Below are 20253 nucleotides of genomic sequence, written 5' to 3' on the forward strand. Positions count from 1 at the left end.
AATGGCTAAAGAATCAATGAAAGCGCGTGAGCGCAAAAGAGAAGCACTAGTTGCTAAATACGCTGCTAAAAGACAAGCTCTTAAAGAAGCTGGTGATTACGAAGGTCTTCAAAAATTACCTAAAAATGCTTCTCCTGTAAGATTACACAACAGATGTAAACTAACAGGTAGACCAAGAGGATACATGAGAACGTTCGGTATTTCCAGAGTAACTTTCAGAGAAATGGCAAACAACGGTCTTATCCCAGGTGTAAGAAAAGCTAGTTGGTAATAATTACTAATTAAAAATCGGGACAATTAAGTTGTCAAGATACTAAAGAATAAAAATATCAGACCGAAGATTTCTGACGTCTGATATTTTAATCTTCAAGTCTTTTCAATACTGATTGTTCTTTAACCAATAATTTATAAAAGAAAAATGGTAACAGATCCAATTTCAGATTTCCTAACAAGAGTAAGGAACGCACAAAGCGCAGGCCACAAAGTGGTGGAAATTCCTGCATCGAAAATCAAAAAGGAGATTACTAAGATCCTATTTGATCAAGGGTATATCTTAAACTACAAGTTCGAAGATAACGCTGTTCAAGGAGTGATCAAAATCGCTTTAAAGTACGATAAGCAAACTAACAAACCTGCTATTAAGTCTATCCAAAGAGCTTCAAGACCAGGTTTAAGACAGTACAAAGGTTCTACTGAACTTCCAAGAGTACTAAACGGTTTGGGTATTTCTATCATCTCTACTTCTAAAGGAGTAATGACTGACAAGAAAGCTAGAGAAGAGAAAGTAGGCGGTGAAGTAATCTGCTATGTTTATTAATTTTTAATCAGAGGAAAATGTCAAGAATTGGTAAAGCAATTATAACAGTTCCAGCTGGAGTTACAATCACTGAAAACAATGGTGTAGTAACTGTAAAAGGTCCTAAAGGAGAACTTTCTCAGGAGCTTACAGCAGGAATTACTATAGAACAAAAAGATGGTGAACTGAATGTAAACAGACCATCTGATTCTAAACAACACAAAGCGCTTCACGGTTTATACAGAGCGTTAATCAACAACATGATTGTTGGTGTAAATACAGGTTTCGAAAAGAAACTAGAACTAGTAGGGGTAGGATATAGAGCTTCACACGCAGGTCAAAAACTTGAGTTAGCTTTAGGATTCTCTCACGGTATCGTATTAGAACTTCCTAGCGAAGTAAAAGTTGATACATTGACTGAAAAAGGTAAAAACCCAATTATTACTTTAACGTCTCACGACAACCAACTTCTAGGAATGGTAGCTGCAAAGATCCGTTCTTTCAGAAAGCCTGAGCCATACAAAGGAAAAGGTGTAAGATTCGTAGGAGAAATTGTTAGACGTAAAGCTGGTAAATCTGCTTAATAAATTATAAGTATTATGGCATTAAGTAAATTAGAAAAAAGAATAAGAATTAAAAGAAGAGTAAGAGGGAAAATCTCTGGATCTTCTGAATTGCCAAGATTATCTGTATACAAAAGTAATAAGGAAATTTACGCTCAGTTAATCGACGATAAAAGTGGCAAAACTTTAGCATCAGCTTCTTCTAGAGAGAAAGGTGTAGACGCTAAAGGTACTAAAACTGAAATTTCTGCTGCTGTTGGTAAAGCTATCGCTGCTAAAGCTATCGCTGCAGGAATCGAAAATATTGTATTTGACAGAAACGGATTCGTATATCACGGTAGAGTGAAAGCTCTAGCTGATGGTGCGAGAGAAGCTGGACTTAAATTCTAATCATTAAATTTCGGAAAATATGTTAGGACTAGATAATATAGAAAGAGTAAAACCGGGAGGATTAGAATTAAAAGATCGTCTCGTAGCTGTTAACAGAGTAACAAAAGTAACTAAGGGAGGTAGAGCTTTCGGATTTTCTGCTATCGTTGTAGTAGGAAATGAAGAAGGTGTTATCGGTTTTGGTTTAGGAAAATCTAAAGAGGTTGCTTCTGCAATTGCTAAAGCAGTTGAAGACGCTAAGAAAAACCTTGTTAAAGTTCCTGTAATGAACCATACTATTCCTCACCAAACTACTGCTAGATACGGAGGTGCAGATATCTTCTTAAGACCTGCTTCTCACGGTACAGGACTTATCGCCGGTGGTGCGGTAAGAGCGGTATTGGAGTCTGCTGGTATTCACGATATCCTTTCAAAATCTAAAGGATCTTCTAACCCTCACAACGTGGTGAAAGCTACTTTCAAAGCGTTATTAGATATCAGAAGACCTGAAGAGATCGCTAGAATGAGAGGAGTTTCTCTAAGTAAAGTGTTTAACGGTTAATAATTAAAACAATGGCAACAATTAAAGTAAAGCAAGTAAGAAGCGCTATTGGTAGAACAAAAACCCAAAAGAGAACGCTTGAAGCATTAGGATTAAAAAAACTTCACCAAGTTGTAGAACACGAAGCTACTCCTTCTATCTTAGGAATGATAGCTGCAGTAAGTCACTTACTTGAAGTTCAAAAATAATTTTAAAAAAGAGAAATTAAAATGAATTTAAATAACATAAAACCAGCTGCAGGATCTACTTTCAACTCAAAAAGAATTGGTAGAGGTCAAGGTACTGGAAAAGGAGGTACTTCAACAAAAGGACACAAAGGTCAGAAGGCTAGAGCTGGTTATTCTCAGAAAATCGGTTTCGAAGGTGGACAGATGCCTTTACAAAGAAGATTACCTAAATTCGGTTTCAAAAACGTAAATAGAAAAGAGTTTAGAGGAGTTAACCTTGATACTATCCAAACTTTAATCGAGAACAAATCCATCACTGGAGATATCACGAAAGAAGTTTTAGTAGCAAACGGGATAATTTCTAAAAACGAATTAGTGAAAATTATGGGTAGAGGAGAATTGAAATCTGCGGTTTCAATCTCTGCTGACAAATTCACTAAATCTGCTGAAGAGCTTATTGCTAAGGCAGGTGGAAAAGCAATTACCTTATAATACTTACTAATGAAAGAATTTATACAAACACTTAAAAATATTTGGAGTCTTAAAGAATTGAGAGATAAAATTCTCTTCACTTTAGGTATTATCCTTGTGTATAGATTCGCATCTTATATCTCACTTCCCGCAATTAACCTTGCAGAGGTGGGAGATCTCTTAGAGCATTATAAAAATCAAGGCGGTAACAAGCAAGGAGCAGGTCTCCTTGGCTTGCTTTCGTCGTTTACGGGGGGAGCTTTCAGCCACGCTTCCGTAATGGCGTTAGGTATCATGCCTTATATTTCTGCTTCTATTATTGTTCAGTTGATGGGGATGGCTATTCCTTATCTTCAGAAGCTTCAGAAAGATGGAGAGTCAGGTAGAAATACATTGAACCAAATTACAAGATGGTTAACAATCGGAGTTTGTCTGGTACAGGCACCTTCTTACTTAACTTCTATTACTCAATTATTCTTACCGTATGCTCAATTCCAATCTGCATATTTTGTAGAACCAAATTCAATCATGTTCTGGTTACCAAGTATTGTTATACTTGTAGGTGGTTCAGTGTTTGCAATGTGGTTAGGTGAAAAGATTACCGATAAAGGAATCGGAAATGGTATCTCTATCCTTATTATGGTGGGGATCCTTTCAAGATTACCTGAGGCATTCGTACAGGAGATGGCCGTGCAGAACGGAAAAGGAGGAATGGGGTCTATCATGATCCTTATCGAAGTATTATTCTGGATGTTGGTAGTTCTTTTAGCTGTGATTTTATCAGTGGCTGTAAGAAAAATTCCTATTCAGTATGTAAGCAGAGCTCAAGCAAGAGGAGGTGTAAACAAGAATCTTATGCAGGGCGCAAGACAATGGATTCCATTGAAAGTAAATGCTGCTGGTGTAATGCCGATTATCTTTGCTCAGGCATTGATGTTCGTACCAGGATTATTAACAAAATTCGATGAGTCTAACACTTTTCTTGCAGGTTTCAAGAATGTTTTTAGCTGGCAGTACAATGTATTGTTTGCACTATTAATTATTATCTTCTCGTTTTTCTATACTGCAATTACAATTCCGGTGAACCAAATGGCTGATGACTTGAAGAGAAATGGAGGTTTAGTACCGAAAGTAAGACCCGGAAAAGAGACAGCTGATTATTTAGATGATATTTTATCAAAAATTACCTTGCCAGGTGCAATTTTTTTATCTATCTTTGCAGTCCTTCCAGCAATTGTGCATGGAAGCTTTGTTCAGACAGATGCGTTCGCCTTATTTTTCGGGGGAACGTCACTATTAATTATGGTGGGTGTAATTTTAGATACAGTTCAACAGATTAATACATATCTGCTGAACCATCATTATGATGGCTTAATGCAGTCTAAACTGTCTAGAACGACTGGATATTAATTTATGGCAAAACAAAAACATATTGAACAAGACGGCGTTATAACGGAAGCACTTTCGAACGCTCAGTTCCGTGTAGAACTTGAAAATGGGCATATTCTTATTGCTCATATTTCTGGTAAAATGCGAATGCACTATATTAAACTTTTACCTGGTGATAAGGTAAAACTAGAAATGTCTCCCTATGATTTAACGAAAGGGAGGATCACATTTAGATATTAAAAACATTTAGCCAAATGGAATTCTCATTCCATTTGGCATTTGTAAAAAATAAATACTATCAAAATGAAAGTAAGAGCATCAATTAAAAAAAGAAGCGCTGATTGCAAAATCGTACGCAGAAAAGGTGTACTATTCGTAATCAACAAGAAGAACCCAAAATTTAAACAAAGACAAGGTTAACATTAAATTATGGCGAGAATTGCAGGTATTGATTTACCAAAAAACAAAAGAGGTGTTATCGGTTTAACTTACATCTATGGAGTAGGAAGAAGTACTTCTTCTGAAATCCTTAAAGCTGCCGGTATCAGCGAAGACAAGAAAGTCAACGAATGGAATGACGATGAATTGGCTGCAATCAGAACATATATCTCTGAAAACGTAAAAGTAGAAGGAGAATTGAGATCTGAAGTGCAATTGAACATCAAGAGATTGATGGACATAGGATGCCAACGAGGAATACGTCACAGACTTGGATTACCTTTAAGAGGCCAGAGAACGAAAAACAACTCTAGAACACGTAAAGGGAAGAGAAAAACTGTTGCTAACAAGAAAAAAGCTAGTAAATAATCGTTAGGAATTATGGCAAAACAAACTAAAGTAGTTAAGAAAAGAAAAGTAAAAGTTGAAGCTATTGGTGAAGCTCATATTCAAGCTTCTTTCAATAACATCATCATTTCTTTAACAAATAAAAACGGAGAGGTTATCTCTTGGGCTTCTGCCGGTAAAATGGGTTTCAGAGGTTCTAAAAAGAATACTCCATTTGCTGCTCAGATGGCAGCTGAAAATTGCTCTGCTGTAGCTCACGAAGCTGGTTTAAGAAGAGTAAAGGTGTTTGTGAAAGGACCTGGTGCAGGTAGAGAATCTGCTATCAGATCTATCCACAATTCAGGAATTGAAGTTAGCGAAATCATTGATGTGACTCCTATGCCACACAATGGATGTAGACCACCAAAAAGAAGAAGAGTTTAATTTTTAGAATTTACCCATTATGGCAAGATATATTGGACCTAAAACTAAGATTGCTAGAAAGTTTGGTGCTGCAATCTACGGAGATGATAAAAACTTCGAAAAAAGAAAGAACCAACCGCCAGGACAACACGGTCCTAACAAAAGAAGAGGTGCTAAAAAATCAGAATACGCAGTTCAGTTAGCTGAAAAACAAAAAGCTAAATATACTTACGGTATTTTAGAAAGACAGTTTGCTAACTTATTTGAAAAAGCACACAGAAGTAAAGGTGTAACAGGGGAAGTTCTATTACAACTTTGTGAATCAAGATTGGATAACGTTGTTTACAGATTAGGTTTTGCTAAAACTAGATCTGGAGCAAGACAATTAGTTTCTCACAGACACATTACTGTAAACGGAGAAATTCTTAACATTCCATCTTACTTGGTAAAAGCTGGTGATGTAATCACTGTAAGAGAAAAGTCTAAGTCTCTTGAAGTTGTTACCAATGCATTGGCTTCTAAGTCAAACTATGAGTGGTTACAATTCAACGATGAGAAGAAAGAAGGTACCTTCATTTCTGCTCCTGAAAGAATCCAAATTCCGGAAGACATCAAGGAGAACCTTATCGTCGAACTTTACTCTAAATAATTTTTTAATCAAATTTTTGCTCAACCCAATAATATGGCAATTTTACAATTCATAAAACCCGATAAAGTAATTTTACTTAACTCTGATGAATTTAAAGGTCAATTCGAATTCAGACCTTTAGAACCAGGTTTCGGGCTTACAATCGGTAATGCTTTGAGAAGAGTGTTGCTTTCTTCTCTGGAAGGATACGCTATTTCATCTATCAAAATAGAAGGTGTAGAGCACGAATTTTCAACTATTCCAGGAGTAATCGAAGACGTTACCGAAATTATTCTTAACCTAAAGCAGGTAAGATTAAAAGCTGCAGCAGAAGGACAGGCTAATGAGCAGGTTGTTGCTAAAGTTTCAGGTCAAACGATTATTACTGCTGGTGATTTAGGAAAGTCGATCAACGGATTTGAGGTTTTAAACCCGGATTTAGTGATTTGTAACCTAAACAGTGATGTAACTTTCGAAATTACTTTCAATATTGAAAAAGGTAGAGGATATGTTCCTTCAGAACAGAATAAGTCAAACAATGCACCTGTAGGTACTATTGCTATTGACTCTATTTTCACGCCGATCAAGAAAGTACAATACAGCATTGAAAATTATCGTGTAGAGCAAAAAACAGACTACGAAAAACTTGTATTAGATATAGAAACTGATGGGTCTATCAGCCCTCAGAATGCTTTAACAGAAGCTTCTAAGATATTAATTTATCACTTCATGTTGTTCTCTGATGAGAGAATCACTCTTGAAACTGAAGCTGTAAAAGCATCTATCCAATATGACGAAGAAACTCTTCATACAAGACAACTACTTAAGTCTAAATTAGCAGATATGGATCTTTCTGTAAGAGCCCTTAACTGTCTGAAAGCAGCTGAAGTAGAAACTCTTGGAGAATTAGTTTCTTACAGTAAGTCTGATTTGATGAAATTCAGAAATTTTGGTAAAAAATCTTTGACAGAACTAGAAGAATTAGTGCATTCAAAAGGTCTTAACTTCGGTTTCGACGTTGCAAAATATAAGTTAGACGCTGATAAATAATTAATAATGAGACACGGTAAAAAATTCAATCACTTAGGAAGAACAGCTTCTCACAGAAGCGCTTTACTTTCTAATATGGCTTGTTCTCTAATTGAGCATAAAAGAATCAACACTACTGTAGCTAAAGCTAAAGCTTTAAGAGTATATGTTGAGCCTCTATTAACAAAAGCAAAAGAAGATACTACACATAACAGAAGAGTAGTATTCTCTTACCTTCAAAATAAATTTGCGGTTGCTGAATTATTCAGAACTGTAGCTCCTAAAATCGCTGAAAGAAACGGTGGTTATACAAGAATCATTAAGACAGGTTTCAGACCAGGTGATGCTGCTGATACTGCTCTTATCGAATTAGTAGATTTCAACGAGCTTTACAACCCTAATGCTGAAGAGAAAAAGACTACAAGAAGAAGCAGAAGATCAACTGCTGCACCTAAAAAAGCTGAAGCAGTAGTTGCTGATGCTCCTGCAGTAGAAGAGAAAGTAGAAGAAGCTAAAGCTGACTCTACTGAAGAAAAAACTGAAGAATAATATTCATTCAGATATAAATTAAAAACCATCCGGATTCCGGATGGTTTTTGTTTTTTGTAATGGTTATCGTATTTCTATTAATAACCATCATTTTATTAAATTTTTGTTCTTTTCAACTCAATAACATTATTACCTTGTTCCAGGTGTAAACTATCTCCTTTTACTCTTGCTGTCATATCATCTTTCTTATAGATGGTTTCCTCACCTTTAGTTTCTGTTTTAGGAAGAGTAAATGTTTTCTTGTTGCTGGTAATAGCTACGGTACTTTCCTTTGGATCATTCTTGAATATTACTTTTACCAATGTTCCGTCAGTTGCTTTGTATACAAAATCAGTTTTCTCAGTTTTCTGCCCATTCACATCTATTGTGGACGAACTTTGAGTGACAGAATCAATTTTTCCATTGTTGTCAGTAACTAGTGTTTCAGTGCTGTCTGTTTTAATCACACTTTTGTTTCCACTTTCACTTTTTTTGCAGCTTGTAAGAAGTAATGCAGAAGCTGAGACTGCTATTAAAAGTCCTTTTTTCATAATGGTTATTTTTTATGTATCGAATATAGGTTTTTCTTCCAATAAGAAAGTTTTTAATTATTTTAATGAAATCAAAAAGCAAACCAATGGTCTCAATTTTAACCTTGAAAATTACATAAAAGTAATGGAACTATGTATTTTTTTATGCTGAATTTGAAAGCTACTGGAATTTATAAAATTAACTAAAATTTAACTGATGATTTGTGGTAAAAGATCCCTTAGAAATACCCCCAAAAGTTTAATTTTGATTAAATTTGTATAAACTAAAAAAAATAAAAAATGAGTGCAATTTCTTACATAGAAGCAAGACAAATTTTAGATTCCAGAGGTAATCCTACCATTGAAGTGGATGTATTTACAGAAAACGGTGCTATGGGTCGTGCAGCTGTTCCTTCAGGAGCATCTACAGGAGAACATGAGGCTGTAGAATTACGTGACGGAGGTTCAGAATACCAAGGAAAGGGAGTTTTGAAAGCTGTTGAAAATGTAAAAGAAGTAATTGCAGAGCATTTAGTTGGTCAGCCTGTTTTTGAACAAAACTATATCGATCAGATCATGATTGATCTTGACGGAACAACTAATAAAGGAAATCTTGGAGCTAATGCAATCCTTGGAGTTTCTTTAGCAGTAGCAAGAGCTGCAGCTGCAGAACTTGGAATGCCTTTATATAAATATGTAGGTGGAGTAAATGCAAACACTCTTCCTGTTCCAATGATGAATGTAATCAACGGTGGTTCTCACTCTGACGCACCTATCGCATTCCAGGAGTTTATGATCATGCCAGTAAAAGCTGACTCTTTCTCTCACGCTTTGAGAAAAGGAACAGAAATTTTCCACAACCTTAAATCTATCCTTAAAGGAAGAGGTCTTTCTACAGCAGTAGGAGATGAAGGAGGTTTTGCTCCAACTTTTAATGGAACTGAAGATGCTTTGGATACATTGCTTCAGGCGATCGAAAAAGCAGGATATAAGCCTGGTGATGACATTATGTTGGCATTAGACTGTGCTGCTTCAGAATTCTACAAAGACGGAACTTACGATTATAGAAAATTCGAAGGAGATAAAGGAGCTCACAGATCAAGAGAAGAGCAGGTTTCTTACCTTGCTGAATTAGCTGCTAAATATCCTATCATCTCTATTGAAGACGGTATGCAGGAAGATGACTGGGAAGGATGGAAAATGTTAACTGATAAAATCGGTGACAGAGTACAATTAGTAGGTGATGACTTATTTGTAACAAACGTTGACAGATTATCAAGAGGAGTAAAAGAAGGAATTGCAAATTCAATCCTTGTAAAAGTAAACCAGATTGGTTCTCTTTCTGAAACAATGGCAGCAGTACAGATGGCTCAGAATAACAAATTCACTTCAGTAATGTCTCACAGATCAGGAGAAACTGAAGATTCTACAATTGCTGATTTAGCAGTAGCAATGAACTGTGGACAAATTAAAACAGGTTCAGCTTCAAGATCAGACAGAATGGCGAAATACAACCAATTGTTGAGAATTGAAGAAGCTCTTGGTGAAACTGCAATTTTCCCAGGTTTAGAAGCATTTAAAATTAAAAGATAATTGAATTTATAAATAACGGCAAGCGATAATTTTTGTTTGCCGTATTTTATGGAAAGTGGTATATTTAAAAAAAATAAATAAATAATGTCAGACAACAAAGTAATATTGAATTACGACGGTAATTCATATGAATATCCAATCGTGGATAGTACTATCGGAGACAGAGGGATTGATATTTCAAAATTAAGAGACCAGACAGGTTTAATCACTCTGGATTTAGGTTACAAAAATACTGGAGCTACTATTAGCGACATCACTTACTTAGACGGAGATAAAGGAGAATTATTCTATAGAGGTTATCCTATCGAGCAAATTGCTGAGAAATCTAACTTCACTGAAGTAATGTATCTTTTATTACATGGAGAATTACCTACTCAGGATCAATTTACTTCTTTCGACAACAACATTAAAAAATATAACTTCATCGCAGACGAAATGAAAAAGATCATTGATGTTTTCCCTCGTTCTGCTCACCCTATGGGAGTTCTTTCTTCTATGACTTCTGCTTTAACAGCTTTCAACCCGAAGGCAGTTAACGTAAACTCTAAAGAAGAAATGGATCATGCTGCTGAGCTTATGATCGCTAAATTCTCTCACCTTTGTGCTTGGACTTACAGAAAAACTCAAGGTTTACCATTAAACCACGGTGATAATAACCTAAGCTACGTAGAAAACTTCTACAAAATGGCATTCAGACTACCAAACGCAGATTTCGAAATCGATCCGGTAGTTGTAAATGCATTAGATAAATTATTAATTCTTCACGCTGACCACGAGCAAAACTGTTCTACTTCTACAGTAAGAATGGTAGGTTCTGCTCACACAGGTCTTTTCGCTTCTATCTCTGCTGGAGTATCAGCTCTTTGGGGACCACTTCACGGTGGTGCTAACCAGGCTGTAATCGAAATGCTTGAACTTATCGAGAAAGATGGTGGTGACGTATCTAAATATGTTGCTAAAGCTAAGGATAAGGGCGATAACTTCCGTTTAATGGGATTCGGACACAGAGTTTACAAAAACTTCGATCCAAGAGCAAAAATTATCAAGAAAGCTGCTGATGATATCCTTAAAGCATTAGGTATCCAGGATAAAGCTCTAGACATTGCAATGCAGTTAGAAAGAGTAGCGCTTGAAGATGATTACTTCGTAGAAAGAAAACTATATCCAAACGTAGACTTCTATTCAGGTATCATCTACAGAGCTCTAGGAATTCCTACAGAAATGTTTACAGTAATGTTTGCTTTAGGAAGACTTCCGGGATGGATTTCTCAGTGGAAAGAAATGAGATTGAAAGGAGACCCAATCGGAAGACCAAGACAGGTTTACCAAGGTGCTCAGGAAAGAAACTATATCGATATCGCAAGCAGATAATATTTGCTTATACCATATCAAAATCCCAAAGCTTGCTTTGGGATTTTTTTATAATAAAAAAAACCTGCTTGAAAAAGCAGGTTCTTATATTTATGGACACTGGCATCTGTCACATGTCCAGATATAACATTTACCGTTTTGATCCCATTCGCAACATCTTCTTCCTGTTGAAATAGGAGCACCTCCCATTACAGACTTCTGTTGATCTCTTCCTAGCTTTTGTGCGTTTCTCAGCACTGAATTGTTTTTAGTCATGATTTTGATTTTTGATGTTAATAGTAAGTTTTAAAATATATAATCTCGCGAAAATTATATCACTAATATAGGAATTTAAATTATAAAAATATCTGTTTTGTTGTGCTTATGTAGATGAAATATAGTATGTTGTAGATATTTGTATATGCTGAGTACTGTAGATGGCGTGATAGAAGGGAAAATTTACTAGAGGTCTTCAATTAAAGCATTTAAAATTAATATATAAAATAAACCAAAAGTTTTATAGGTAGAGACCTTTACTTATATTTGTAGTATTGCATAAATCTTTATGAGACTAAACATTAAAAACGAAACGGGTAGGCTGAAGTCTGTAGTACTAGGTCAGCCTAATTCATTGGGACCGGTTCCCACACTAGAGGAAAGTTATGACGCTAAGTCATATTACTCAATCGAGAATAATATTTATCCTAAAGAAGAGGATATCATTAATGAAATGAACGCTTTTGAAGCTGTTCTAAAAAAGTATGACGTAGAAGTATTACGTCCAAGCATCATTGAAGATTACAATCAGGTTTTTTCAAGAGATGTGGCATTTGTAATTGATGATAAGATGATCATTTCAAACGTGATTGCAGACAGAGCTGATGAGCAGGAGGCATATAAAAGCGTTTTCGAAAAAGTTGCATGGAGAAAAATTATCAACCTTCCGGAAACAGCACATATTGAAGGTGGAGATGTTATCGTATGGAATGATTTTATTTTCATCGGAACATGCTTCAGCGAAGATTACAGAAACTATAAGACGGCAAGAACCAACGAGTATGCCATCGAAATATTAAAAGAATATTTTCCTAAGAAAAGAATTATCGATCTTGAACTGAAAAAGAATGATAAAGTTCCGTTTGAAGGAATTCTTCACTTAGATTGTACTTTCAATCCTGTAGGTGAAGACAAATGTATTATCTACAAAAATGGTTTCGTAGACGAGAGTGATTATCGTTTAATCATTGACATTTTCGGAGAAGAAAACTGTTTCCACATCAATGATGAAGAAATGTTTGAAATGTTCCCGAATATCTTCTCTATCTCTCCTGATATAGTAGTCTCGGACAAAGCATTCACAAGAATGAACAATCATTTAAGAAACGAATGGGGAATGACTGTTGAAGAAATTCCTTACAGAGAAATCTCTAAAATGGGAGGCTTACTGAGATGTTCTACTATGCCGCTTGTAAGAGAGTAATAGGTTGTAGAGTAGAAGAGTTTTAAATCTTTTAATTTTTAATTCAAAAAAATGCAAACAACAGATACAGTATTAATGATAGAACCGATTGCATTCGGTTACAACGCAGAAACTGCGAAAAATAATTACTTTCAGGTAGAACAGACAGGTTCTGATATTCAGTCAAAAGCTTTGGCTGAGTTCAATACTTTTGTAGGAAAACTGAGAGGAAAAGGAATCAATGTAATCACCATTAAAGATACATTAGACCCTCATACTCCGGATTCTATTTTCCCTAATAACTGGGTAAGCTTCCATAAAGACGGGAAAGTGGTTTTATATCCCATGTTCGCATCCAACAGAAGAGTAGAAAGAAGAGATGATATTCTTGAAAGCATCAAAGCTCAGGGATTTGATATTACTGAAATAGACGACTGGTCTTTCCCGGAAACACAGGGACATTTCCTTGAAGGAACAGGAAGTATGATTTTTGATCACGATAATAAGATTGCTTACGGTTCAGTTTCTTTGAGACTGGATGAGAACTTATTCAGAGAATTCTGTGAGAAATATGGGTTTACACCAATCGTTTTCCATTCTTATCAGACAGTAGGAACAGAAAGACTTCCAATTTACCATACCAACGTAATGATGTGTGTAGCGGATAAATTTGTTGTTATTTGTCTTGACTGTATCGATGATGAACTGGAAAGAGAAAAAGTAATTGAAACGATTAAAAACTCAGGTAAGGAAATCGTTGAAATCTCTGAAGAACAAATGCAGCAGTTTGCAGGAAACATGCTTCAGGTTCAAAATAAAGAAGGGGAAAAGTTTTTGGTAATGAGCCAAACTGCTTATCAGTCTTTAACACCGGAACAGGTTTCAGCTATTGAAAAACACTGTGAAATCATTTATTCAGACCTTAATACCATTGAAGTAAATGGAGGTGGAAGTGCAAGATGTATGCTTGCAGAAGTATTTCTTCCAAAAAAATAATATATTTACGAAAAAATTAATTGAACCCATTATCAAATAAAGGTTTACATATTCTTCTGACTTTGGAAACAGAGTCAGAAGATTTGTTAATAGACAGTAACAGTTTCCTTGCATTCACAGAGAAGATGCTTGAAACTAAAGAAGTGGAAATCGTAGGGATTACCAATCATATTTTTGAGAATCAAAGTTTTACTTCGGCGGTTTGCCTTAAAGAGTCACATCTTTGCATCCATACATGGCCGGAGTTTAAACAACTTACCTTTGATGTATTTCTTTGCAATTATACTCAGGACAATACAGCAAAAGTAGAGCAGATTGCTGATGAAGTGGTTCAATATTTTAAAGCTAATACCATTCAGAAACACAAAATTTACAGATAAAATGGATCACATTTGTCCCATTTGTAAAACCAATAACAACCAGATGGCAATTGATTTTGCCATTGAAGAATTTATCTGCAGTCATTGTAAAAATCTCATTTCATCAGAAGGAATCTCTGTTAAGAAAAAGAAGGTCAAAGAACCTGTAGAAAATGTTGTATTGGAAGTAGGGAGTAAAGGCATACTTTACGGTACAGAATATTGGGTGATCAATATTGTCATCAAAAAATACGGTTCAGATACCTTTTGGCGGGAATATACCTTGAAAGACCGTGCCGGGAATAACATTTATCTTAGCGAAAGTGACGGACATTGGGTTTTTCTTCGTCAGGGAGATTTTAAATTGATAGAATATCAATATTATGTTGAAGCTGACGGAAAAAAATACAGATGGTATGAAACCACTCCATGCACAGTTCATGCTGCATCCGGCTTTTTTGAAGATAAGCTTCCGTTTGGTTTAAGTACCTATAAAGAATATGTAAACGGGACAGAAATGGTTTCCTGTGAGCAATACGGAAATGAATTTCAGTTTTTCAAAGGAAATCATATTTCAAAATCTGTAATAAAAAGAGCTTTTGGAATTACAGGTATGCCGTTTTATACAGGAATAGGGATTGTACAGCCTTTTTACTATAACGTCAAGCAATGTATCAATATCATGGCAATTACAGCTTTACTGATATGTTTACTTCAGCTTTATACCGTTACATCAAGAAGTAATCAGACTGTATTTGAACAGACCATTGCTTTTGAGGACGTGAACGACAAAGAACTGGTGAGTAAAAGCTTTACTCTCTCAGGAGGTTCTGCTCCGTTAAAAGTAAATCTTTTCTCTGATGTGGATAACTCCTGGGCTAACGTAGGCCTTGGACTGGTGAATGAAAAGACCAATGAAGTGATTTATGCTACAAAGGATATTGAACGCTATTCAGGTTTTGAAGACGGAGAAAGTTGGAGCGAGGGAAGTCAGAGCGAAAATTTCAATATGTGCGGTATTCCTCAGGGAGCCTATCATTTTATTGTTTCGGCAGAAAAAGAAGGCGGAGGCAAAAATCCGTTTCAGTCGGGATACAGACCTGAAAATGGAGATTTCTCTGTTATTCAAAATACAACAGGAACTTTCTTTCTTAAAAATGATAAGGATAAAAGTATCGAAACTTTTACAGATAAAGAGTCCTTGAAAAATGAAATTATATCGAGAACAGGGCTCCAGAATACTGAAAAAGAAATGAATAAAATGGATTCCATACTTGTGAATATGCCGCCTAATTATGATTACACAGCCAATGGCGAGAAAAACCTAAGTGTTAATATAAAAGCTACATGGTTACCGGTTTCATTTTGGAATTTTGGTATTGTTATCTTCATTTTGGCTTTGTTTACCGTAGCAAGTTATATCGCTAAAAGTATTTTTGAAAGCAGTAAATGGAACAATAGCTCAAATTCACCTTATTCTACTAATTAAGCGATGGAAAGATTAATTAATTACATCAGAGACAACTGGATGCTCTTTGCCATCGGAGGATTTTTCTTAGGATGGTTCGTTTATCTGACATTTACAGGAAATCAATTCTGTGATTGCGTAAAAACAGAAAACTATCGGGACGGAACCACAAGAAGCCATTCCAGAACAGGATTTTACAGATACTATCACAAATAAAAAAATTAAAACTATGGACAATATTAATCTAATACCTATATTCAATTCAGTTCTATATTCATTCCTGGGAATTGCTATTTTACTGATCTGTTATTTCATCATTGAGAAATTAACACCGGAAAAAACATGGCATGAGATCGCTCAGAATAAAAATATAGCTTTGGCTATCGTTTTCGGGGCATTTATCATCGGTATTTCAATGATTATAAGCGCTGCGATTCATGGATAAGAAGAGGATTCCTCTTGAACTGCTTTTACTGTTTTCTGTTTTTGTCATTGCGACATGTGGATTGATCTATGAATTGGTGGCTGGTGCATTGGCAAGTTATCTTTTGGGAGACTCTGTCAAACAGTTTTCCTTTATCATTGGCGTCTATCTGTTTTCTATGGGAGTAGGCTCCTACCTGGCAAAATTCATCAAGGGAAACCTTATTGATAAGTTCGTAGAAATTGAAATTCTGGTAGGAATTGTAGGAGGGATAAGTTCCGTGGTGCTGTTTATTCTCTTCAATACACTGGCTCATTTTGAGGCGGTTCTTTACCTGTTTGTATTTTTTACCGGATGTTTAGTGGGAGTTGAAATCCCGCTGTTGATGAATATTCTTAAAGACAGAATAGGTTTCAAAGATTTAGTGTCTAATGTTTTTGCCTTTGATTATATCGGGGCGCTTTTGGCATCAATCTTATTTCCATTGGTGCTTATTCCACATCTTGGAATTGTAAAAACACCTTTATTCTTTGGATTGATCAATGTTTCAATTGCAATATTTCTGTGTTTTTACCTTAAAAAAGAACTTTCAAAACCTATATTTTTAAAGATAAAATCTATAGGAGCCTTTTTACTTCTTCTCGCTCTTTTTATTTTTTCGGATACCATCCTTTCTTATTCTGAAGAGAAGTTATATGGTGAAAATATTGTTTATACAAAAAGCTCTCCCTATCAAAGAATTGTTTTGACGAGAAATAACAGGGAATTCAGATTATATTTAAATAATAACTTACAGTTTTCTTCTACCGATGAATACCGTTATCATGAAGCATTGGTACATCCTGCGATGTCAATGGCTAAGAATATTGATAATGTCCTGATTTTAGGTGGCGGCGATGGTTTTGCTGTCCGCGAAGTTCTGAAGTATAAAGAAGTAAAAAAAATAACGCTCGTAGATCTTGACGGAGAAATGACAGATTTCTTCAAAACCAATGAAACGATGCGAAGACTGAATCAAAGTTCATTATCAAGATCCAAAGTGGAAGTTATCAACAAAGATGCTTATATCTGGGTAAAGGAGAACAAGAAGAAATATGATGTCATTATTATAGACTTTCCGGATCCCTCCAACTACAGCTTAGGGAAACTATATTCATTACAATTTTACAAAGAGCTTGAGAGACTGACAACTCCGGAAACTAAAATTGTAGTTCAAACGACTTCGCCTTACTTTGCTCCAAAATCTTTTTGGTGTATAGAAAAAACAATGAACCAGATTTTCCCTTTTACATCAGCATATCATACCTATGTACCATCATTTGGAGAATGGGGATTTTCAATGGCTTCATTTGAGCCTGTCAATAATAAGATTTACAGGAGAATTTCTAATCTGAAGTATTATGATTATGATTTTTCACAATTATCATACTTTAATAAAGATATGAAAGTCAATGATGTTGAGGTTAACCGTCTGGATAATCAGATATTAGTTCGTTATTTCGATGAAGAGTGGGGAAAAGTACAGTAGGAAAGATTTCCTGAAAACATTGCTATTAGGTGGCATGGTGCTCCCTTTTCTGCAATACTGCGGAAAGAAGGTGAAGTCTCTGTTACTGAAAATAACCGGAACCGATCATGTTTTGGGGCATAAACTATGGGCTAAGGATTTTCCACAATTTTCAGAAGTTATCCACACAAAGTATCTTATTGTTGGCGGTGGAATCTCAGGACTTTCTGCATGCAGATTTTTTAATCAGAATAATGAGAAAGATTATCTTCTGCTGGAAATGGAAAACCATATAGGTGGAAATTCTTCAAACGGACAAAATAAATTTTCAAAATTCCCTTTGGGAGCCCATTATTTACCTTTACCCAACAAAGAAAACAAAGAGATCATCGAATTTCTTACAGAATGCGGAATCTGCCAGGGAACAGAAGAGAATGGAGAACCTATTCTGGATGAATATCAAATGACTTTTCCACAGCAAGAAAGACTTTTCTATAAGAACTCGTGGCAGAACGATATTGTTCCTCAGAAAGGAATTACAGCTGAAGTTCAGAAAGAGTTTAATCGTTTCTTTAAGTTGATGGACGAAATGCGTCAGAAGAAAGATGCTCTTGGAAATTACTGGTTTGCGATTCCTGTTCATGATTCCAGTAAGGAAGATGAAGCAATAAAGCTGGAAAAGATTCTTTTTAAAGACTGGTTGAAAGAACACGATTATAAGTCTGAGGAGCTGCTTTGGCTGCTGGACTATTCCTGTAGAGATGATTACGGATTAGGAATTGATTACGTTTCAGCTTGGGGTGGGATTCATTATTTTGCAGGAAGAAAAAACAACTGGAGTAAGAAATATAAAGATCAGGTCTTCACTTGGGCAGAAGGAAATGCAAGATTAACAAAGCATTTTGGAAAATATACGGGAGACAAGAAATTATCCGGACATTTGGTGTTTGATGTAAAGATCAATGATAAAGTTGAGGTATTAAGTTTTGATAATACCGGGAAGAAGACAAAGAAAATCATTGCAGAAAAGGTTTTACTTGCAACGCCACAGTTTGTAAATGAACGAATTTTAAATAATAAAAAAGCAGCTTCTTTTCAATATGTTCCATGGCTTTTAACGACTATAACCTTAAAGAATGAATTTGGTGGAGATGAAGAACTGGCATGGGATAATGTTATTTACGGATCATCAGGTTTGGGGTATATTGATGATCAGCATCAAAACCTTAACCAGATTATAGGTGAGAAAGTAATTACATATTACAAAAGCTTTTCCACCAGCAATTGTAGAAAGGCAAGGAAGAAGTTATATTCCATGAAAGAAGTAGAACTGAAAACTTTAGTTTTGGATGATCTGAAAAAAGCGCATCCTTTGATAGAAGACTTTATTCTTGAAATGCAGTTCCATAAGATAGGACACGCAATGATTGCTCCCATTCCTGATCAGATTTTTGGAGAAAAAACGAAAGCTGCTAAAGAATCTATTGAAGGAAAAATTTTCTTTGCTCACTCAGATCTTTCCGGAATTTCTATTTTTGAAGAAGCTTTTTATCAGGGACTCAGAACAGCCCGACAAATGATGTAAAACGTATATGAAACAACCTTGGATACATAATGCAAAAACAGATTGGTGGTTTATTTTATCGCCACCATTTTTGGTATTGCTGATTATTTTTCTGTTTCAGAAACAGATTCAGGGATTGGAAGATCATTATTCCTTTTATACATGGCTGCTACTCATTGTTTTTGTGGATGTAGCTCATGTATATTCTACTTTGTTTAAGACATACTTTGTAAAGGGAGAAGTGCAGAAACGAAAGTTATTGTACTTTGGAATTCCTGTTATAAGTTGGGTATTGGGAATTGCTTTATTTCAGTTTGGAAGCCTGACGTTTTGGTCTGTTCTGGCTTTGATTGCCGTTTTTCATTTTATACGTCAACAGTACGGTTTTATGAGAATCTACGCCCGTTTTGAACCTAATAATGGGAGCAAGAGAATAGATGAGGTTGCCGTTTATGCAGCTACCATTTATCCAATGCTATATTGGTTTAAAACTCCACGAGCGTTTACCTGGTTTGTAGATAATGAATTTGAATGGTTTAAAAATCTTCCGGATTATGTTAGTTTTATCACTGTTCTGTATGTGATTATTCTTACGGCTTGGATCACTAAGACAATTGTAGAAGCTTTTAAAACCAAATCACTTAATATCCCTAAAACAGCTCTCATTTCAGGAACATTCCTTTCCTGGTATTTTGGAATTGTATATTTTAATAATGATCTGCTTTTCACTTTTCTGAATGTTGTTTCCCACGGAATTCCTTACATAGCTTTAGTCTACATCAGTGAAATAGAACAGAAAGGCAATCATCAATTAAACTGGATGAAAATCTTTAAATCCTTTTCAGGAATCTTCCTGTTTGTAGGTATTATTTTATGCTTTGCCCTTTTGGAAGAATTTCTATGGGAAACCCTTGTCTGGAATGAACACTTTTCACTAGATCTTACTGTTTCAGAGCATTTATTACCATTTTTAGTCCCTTTACTGGTGGTTCCACAGCTTACTCATTATCTTCTGGATGGATTTATCTGGAGAAAACCTAAAAGTACTGCTTAAACATTTCTTCAATATTATTAAAAAACCTGCCGATAAATCAACAGGTTTGGATACAAAATAATTTGAATATGAAGAAAGATAGTTTCTATCTTGTTCTGCTTTTGATGGAATCGGAAGCTCCTTCGATATCTCTTACTTTTTTAATTTTTTTATTCCCGAAGGTATAAGTAGTCATTCCTTAAAAAGCTAATTTTTCATTTTGAAAATTATACTTGCCTAAGAAGATTTTGAGAACAACTTCGAGCCAAAAAAGAATTTG

28 protein-coding genes are annotated in these 20253 nt (G+C 35.4%); 26 read left to right on the forward strand and 2 right to left on the reverse strand.

Going from position 1 to position 20253, the window contains the following annotated elements; genetic code table 11:
* Position 1 precedes the first annotated feature (1 nt).
* The 15 genes from rpsN to rplQ all read left to right on the forward strand — a co-directional run bounded on the left by rpsN (position 2) and on the right by rplQ (position 7711).
* A complete protein-coding gene (gene rpsN, locus BW983_RS12500) occupies positions 2-271 on the forward strand; it encodes a 30S ribosomal protein S14 (protein ID WP_002983233.1) in 270 nt (89 codons plus the stop codon).
* Positions 272-418: 147 nt separating this feature from the next.
* Positions 419-817 (forward strand): 30S ribosomal protein S8, encoded by a 399-nt coding sequence (rpsH, locus tag BW983_RS12505; RefSeq protein ID WP_034694686.1) that lies wholly within the window; start codon positions 419-421, stop codon positions 815-817.
* A 17-nt stretch (positions 818-834) separates the two neighbouring features.
* Positions 835-1380 carry a 50S ribosomal protein L6 gene (rplF, locus tag BW983_RS12510; RefSeq protein WP_076552246.1) on the forward strand — a complete coding sequence of 182 codons (546 nt, stop codon included), beginning with the start codon at positions 835-837 and terminating at the stop codon, positions 1378-1380.
* Between the two features lie 15 nt (positions 1381-1395).
* Complete coding sequence (gene rplR / locus BW983_RS12515) at positions 1396-1749, forward strand: 50S ribosomal protein L18 (protein ID WP_076552247.1); 354 nt, start codon at positions 1396-1398, stop codon at positions 1747-1749.
* Between the two features lie 19 nt (positions 1750-1768).
* Positions 1769-2290, forward strand: coding sequence for a 30S ribosomal protein S5 (gene rpsE / locus BW983_RS12520; protein WP_042721505.1), 522 nt, complete (start codon positions 1769-1771; stop codon positions 2288-2290).
* An 11-nt stretch (positions 2291-2301) separates the two neighbouring features.
* Positions 2302-2478, forward strand: a complete 177-nt coding sequence (gene rpmD, locus BW983_RS12525) for a 50S ribosomal protein L30 (RefSeq protein ID WP_029297759.1) — start codon at positions 2302-2304, stop codon at positions 2476-2478.
* Between the two features lie 21 nt (positions 2479-2499).
* Positions 2500-2949 carry a 50S ribosomal protein L15 gene (gene rplO / locus BW983_RS12530; RefSeq protein WP_076552248.1) on the forward strand — a complete coding sequence of 150 codons (450 nt, stop codon included), beginning with the start codon at positions 2500-2502 and terminating at the stop codon, positions 2947-2949.
* A gap of 9 nt (positions 2950-2958) precedes the next feature.
* The gene (secY, locus tag BW983_RS12535) at positions 2959-4338 is read left to right on the forward strand and encodes a preprotein translocase subunit SecY (RefSeq protein ID WP_045491124.1); all 1380 of its coding nucleotides are present in this window, start codon (positions 2959-2961) and stop codon (positions 4336-4338) included.
* Positions 4339-4341: 3 nt separating this feature from the next.
* Positions 4342-4557, forward strand: coding sequence for a translation initiation factor IF-1 (gene infA, locus BW983_RS12540; protein WP_034684855.1), 216 nt, complete (start codon positions 4342-4344; stop codon positions 4555-4557).
* A gap of 63 nt (positions 4558-4620) precedes the next feature.
* Positions 4621-4737: a 50S ribosomal protein L36 gene (gene rpmJ / locus BW983_RS12545; protein WP_007839480.1), complete on the forward strand. Its 117-nt coding sequence runs from the start codon at positions 4621-4623 to the stop codon at positions 4735-4737.
* A 9-nt stretch (positions 4738-4746) separates the two neighbouring features.
* Entirely contained in the window at positions 4747-5124 is a 378-nt protein-coding gene (rpsM, locus tag BW983_RS12550) for a 30S ribosomal protein S13 (RefSeq protein WP_002983260.1), read from the forward strand.
* A 12-nt stretch (positions 5125-5136) separates the two neighbouring features.
* Positions 5137-5526, forward strand: coding sequence for a 30S ribosomal protein S11 (rpsK, locus tag BW983_RS12555; protein WP_002983263.1), 390 nt, complete (start codon positions 5137-5139; stop codon positions 5524-5526).
* Between the two features lie 19 nt (positions 5527-5545).
* On the forward strand, positions 5546-6154 hold the full coding sequence (gene rpsD / locus BW983_RS12560; protein ID WP_047096812.1) for a 30S ribosomal protein S4: 609 nt from the start codon (positions 5546-5548) through the stop codon (positions 6152-6154).
* A gap of 33 nt (positions 6155-6187) precedes the next feature.
* Complete coding sequence (locus tag BW983_RS12565) at positions 6188-7183, forward strand: DNA-directed RNA polymerase subunit alpha (RefSeq protein ID WP_027371705.1); 996 nt, start codon at positions 6188-6190, stop codon at positions 7181-7183.
* Positions 7184-7189: 6 nt separating this feature from the next.
* On the forward strand, positions 7190-7711 hold the full coding sequence (rplQ, locus tag BW983_RS12570; RefSeq protein WP_065395926.1) for a 50S ribosomal protein L17: 522 nt from the start codon (positions 7190-7192) through the stop codon (positions 7709-7711).
* 95 nt (positions 7712-7806) lie between these two features.
* Here the strand turns inward: rplQ and BW983_RS12575 are convergent, their stop codons facing one another.
* Positions 7807-8241 (reverse strand): hypothetical protein, encoded by a 435-nt coding sequence (locus tag BW983_RS12575; protein ID WP_076552249.1) that lies wholly within the window; start codon positions 8239-8241, stop codon positions 7807-7809.
* 279 nt (positions 8242-8520) lie between these two features.
* On the opposite strand from BW983_RS12575, the gene eno reads away from it, so the two are divergent.
* Both eno and BW983_RS12585 read left to right on the forward strand, forming a co-directional pair.
* On the forward strand, positions 8521-9813 hold the full coding sequence (eno, locus tag BW983_RS12580) for a phosphopyruvate hydratase (protein WP_076552250.1): 1293 nt from the start codon (positions 8521-8523) through the stop codon (positions 9811-9813).
* 84 nt (positions 9814-9897) lie between these two features.
* Positions 9898-11184 carry a citrate synthase gene (locus BW983_RS12585; RefSeq protein ID WP_076552251.1) on the forward strand — a complete coding sequence of 429 codons (1287 nt, stop codon included), beginning with the start codon at positions 9898-9900 and terminating at the stop codon, positions 11182-11184.
* A gap of 90 nt (positions 11185-11274) precedes the next feature.
* On the opposite strand, the gene BW983_RS24040 is transcribed toward BW983_RS12585, so the two are convergent.
* Positions 11275-11439, reverse strand: a complete 165-nt coding sequence (locus BW983_RS24040) for a hypothetical protein (protein ID WP_165602257.1) — start codon at positions 11437-11439, stop codon at positions 11275-11277.
* Between the two features lie 289 nt (positions 11440-11728).
* Here BW983_RS24040 and BW983_RS12590 point away from each other — a divergent pair, with 289 nt between their 5' ends.
* The 9 genes from BW983_RS12590 to BW983_RS12630 are packed head-to-tail and all read left to right on the forward strand — an operon-like array spanning position 11729 to position 19994.
* Positions 11729-12643, forward strand: coding sequence for a dimethylarginine dimethylaminohydrolase family protein (locus BW983_RS12590; RefSeq protein WP_076552252.1), 915 nt, complete (start codon positions 11729-11731; stop codon positions 12641-12643).
* Between the two features lie 51 nt (positions 12644-12694).
* On the forward strand, positions 12695-13618 hold the full coding sequence (ctlX, locus tag BW983_RS12595) for a citrulline utilization hydrolase CtlX (protein ID WP_076552253.1): 924 nt from the start codon (positions 12695-12697) through the stop codon (positions 13616-13618).
* 20 nt (positions 13619-13638) lie between these two features.
* The gene (locus tag BW983_RS12600; RefSeq protein ID WP_076552254.1) at positions 13639-13998 is read left to right on the forward strand and encodes an S-adenosylmethionine decarboxylase family protein; all 360 of its coding nucleotides are present in this window, start codon (positions 13639-13641) and stop codon (positions 13996-13998) included.
* Between the two features lies 1 nt (position 13999).
* On the forward strand, positions 14000-15466 hold the full coding sequence (locus BW983_RS12605) for a DUF4178 domain-containing protein (RefSeq protein WP_076552255.1): 1467 nt from the start codon (positions 14000-14002) through the stop codon (positions 15464-15466).
* A 3-nt stretch (positions 15467-15469) separates the two neighbouring features.
* Positions 15470-15661 carry a hypothetical protein gene (locus BW983_RS12610; RefSeq protein WP_076552256.1) on the forward strand — a complete coding sequence of 64 codons (192 nt, stop codon included), beginning with the start codon at positions 15470-15472 and terminating at the stop codon, positions 15659-15661.
* 13 nt (positions 15662-15674) lie between these two features.
* Positions 15675-15890 (forward strand): DUF350 domain-containing protein, encoded by a 216-nt coding sequence (locus BW983_RS12615; RefSeq protein WP_065396003.1) that lies wholly within the window; start codon positions 15675-15677, stop codon positions 15888-15890.
* The gene (locus BW983_RS12620) at positions 15883-17397 is read left to right on the forward strand and encodes a polyamine aminopropyltransferase (protein ID WP_076552257.1); all 1515 of its coding nucleotides are present in this window, start codon (positions 15883-15885) and stop codon (positions 17395-17397) included. Before BW983_RS12615 ends, BW983_RS12620 begins: the two co-directional genes overlap by 8 nt.
* Positions 17372-18961 (forward strand): NAD(P)/FAD-dependent oxidoreductase, encoded by a 1590-nt coding sequence (locus BW983_RS12625; protein ID WP_185116866.1) that lies wholly within the window; start codon positions 17372-17374, stop codon positions 18959-18961. Before BW983_RS12620 ends, BW983_RS12625 begins: the two co-directional genes overlap by 26 nt.
* 7 nt (positions 18962-18968) lie before the next feature.
* Complete coding sequence (locus tag BW983_RS12630; protein WP_076552258.1) at positions 18969-19994, forward strand: hypothetical protein; 1026 nt, start codon at positions 18969-18971, stop codon at positions 19992-19994.
* Positions 19995-20253 lie beyond the last annotated feature (259 nt).

The sequence above is a fragment of the Chryseobacterium ureilyticum genome, from assembly GCF_900156735.1.
Taxonomy (GTDB): Bacteria; Bacteroidota; Bacteroidia; order Flavobacteriales; family Weeksellaceae; genus Chryseobacterium; species Chryseobacterium ureilyticum.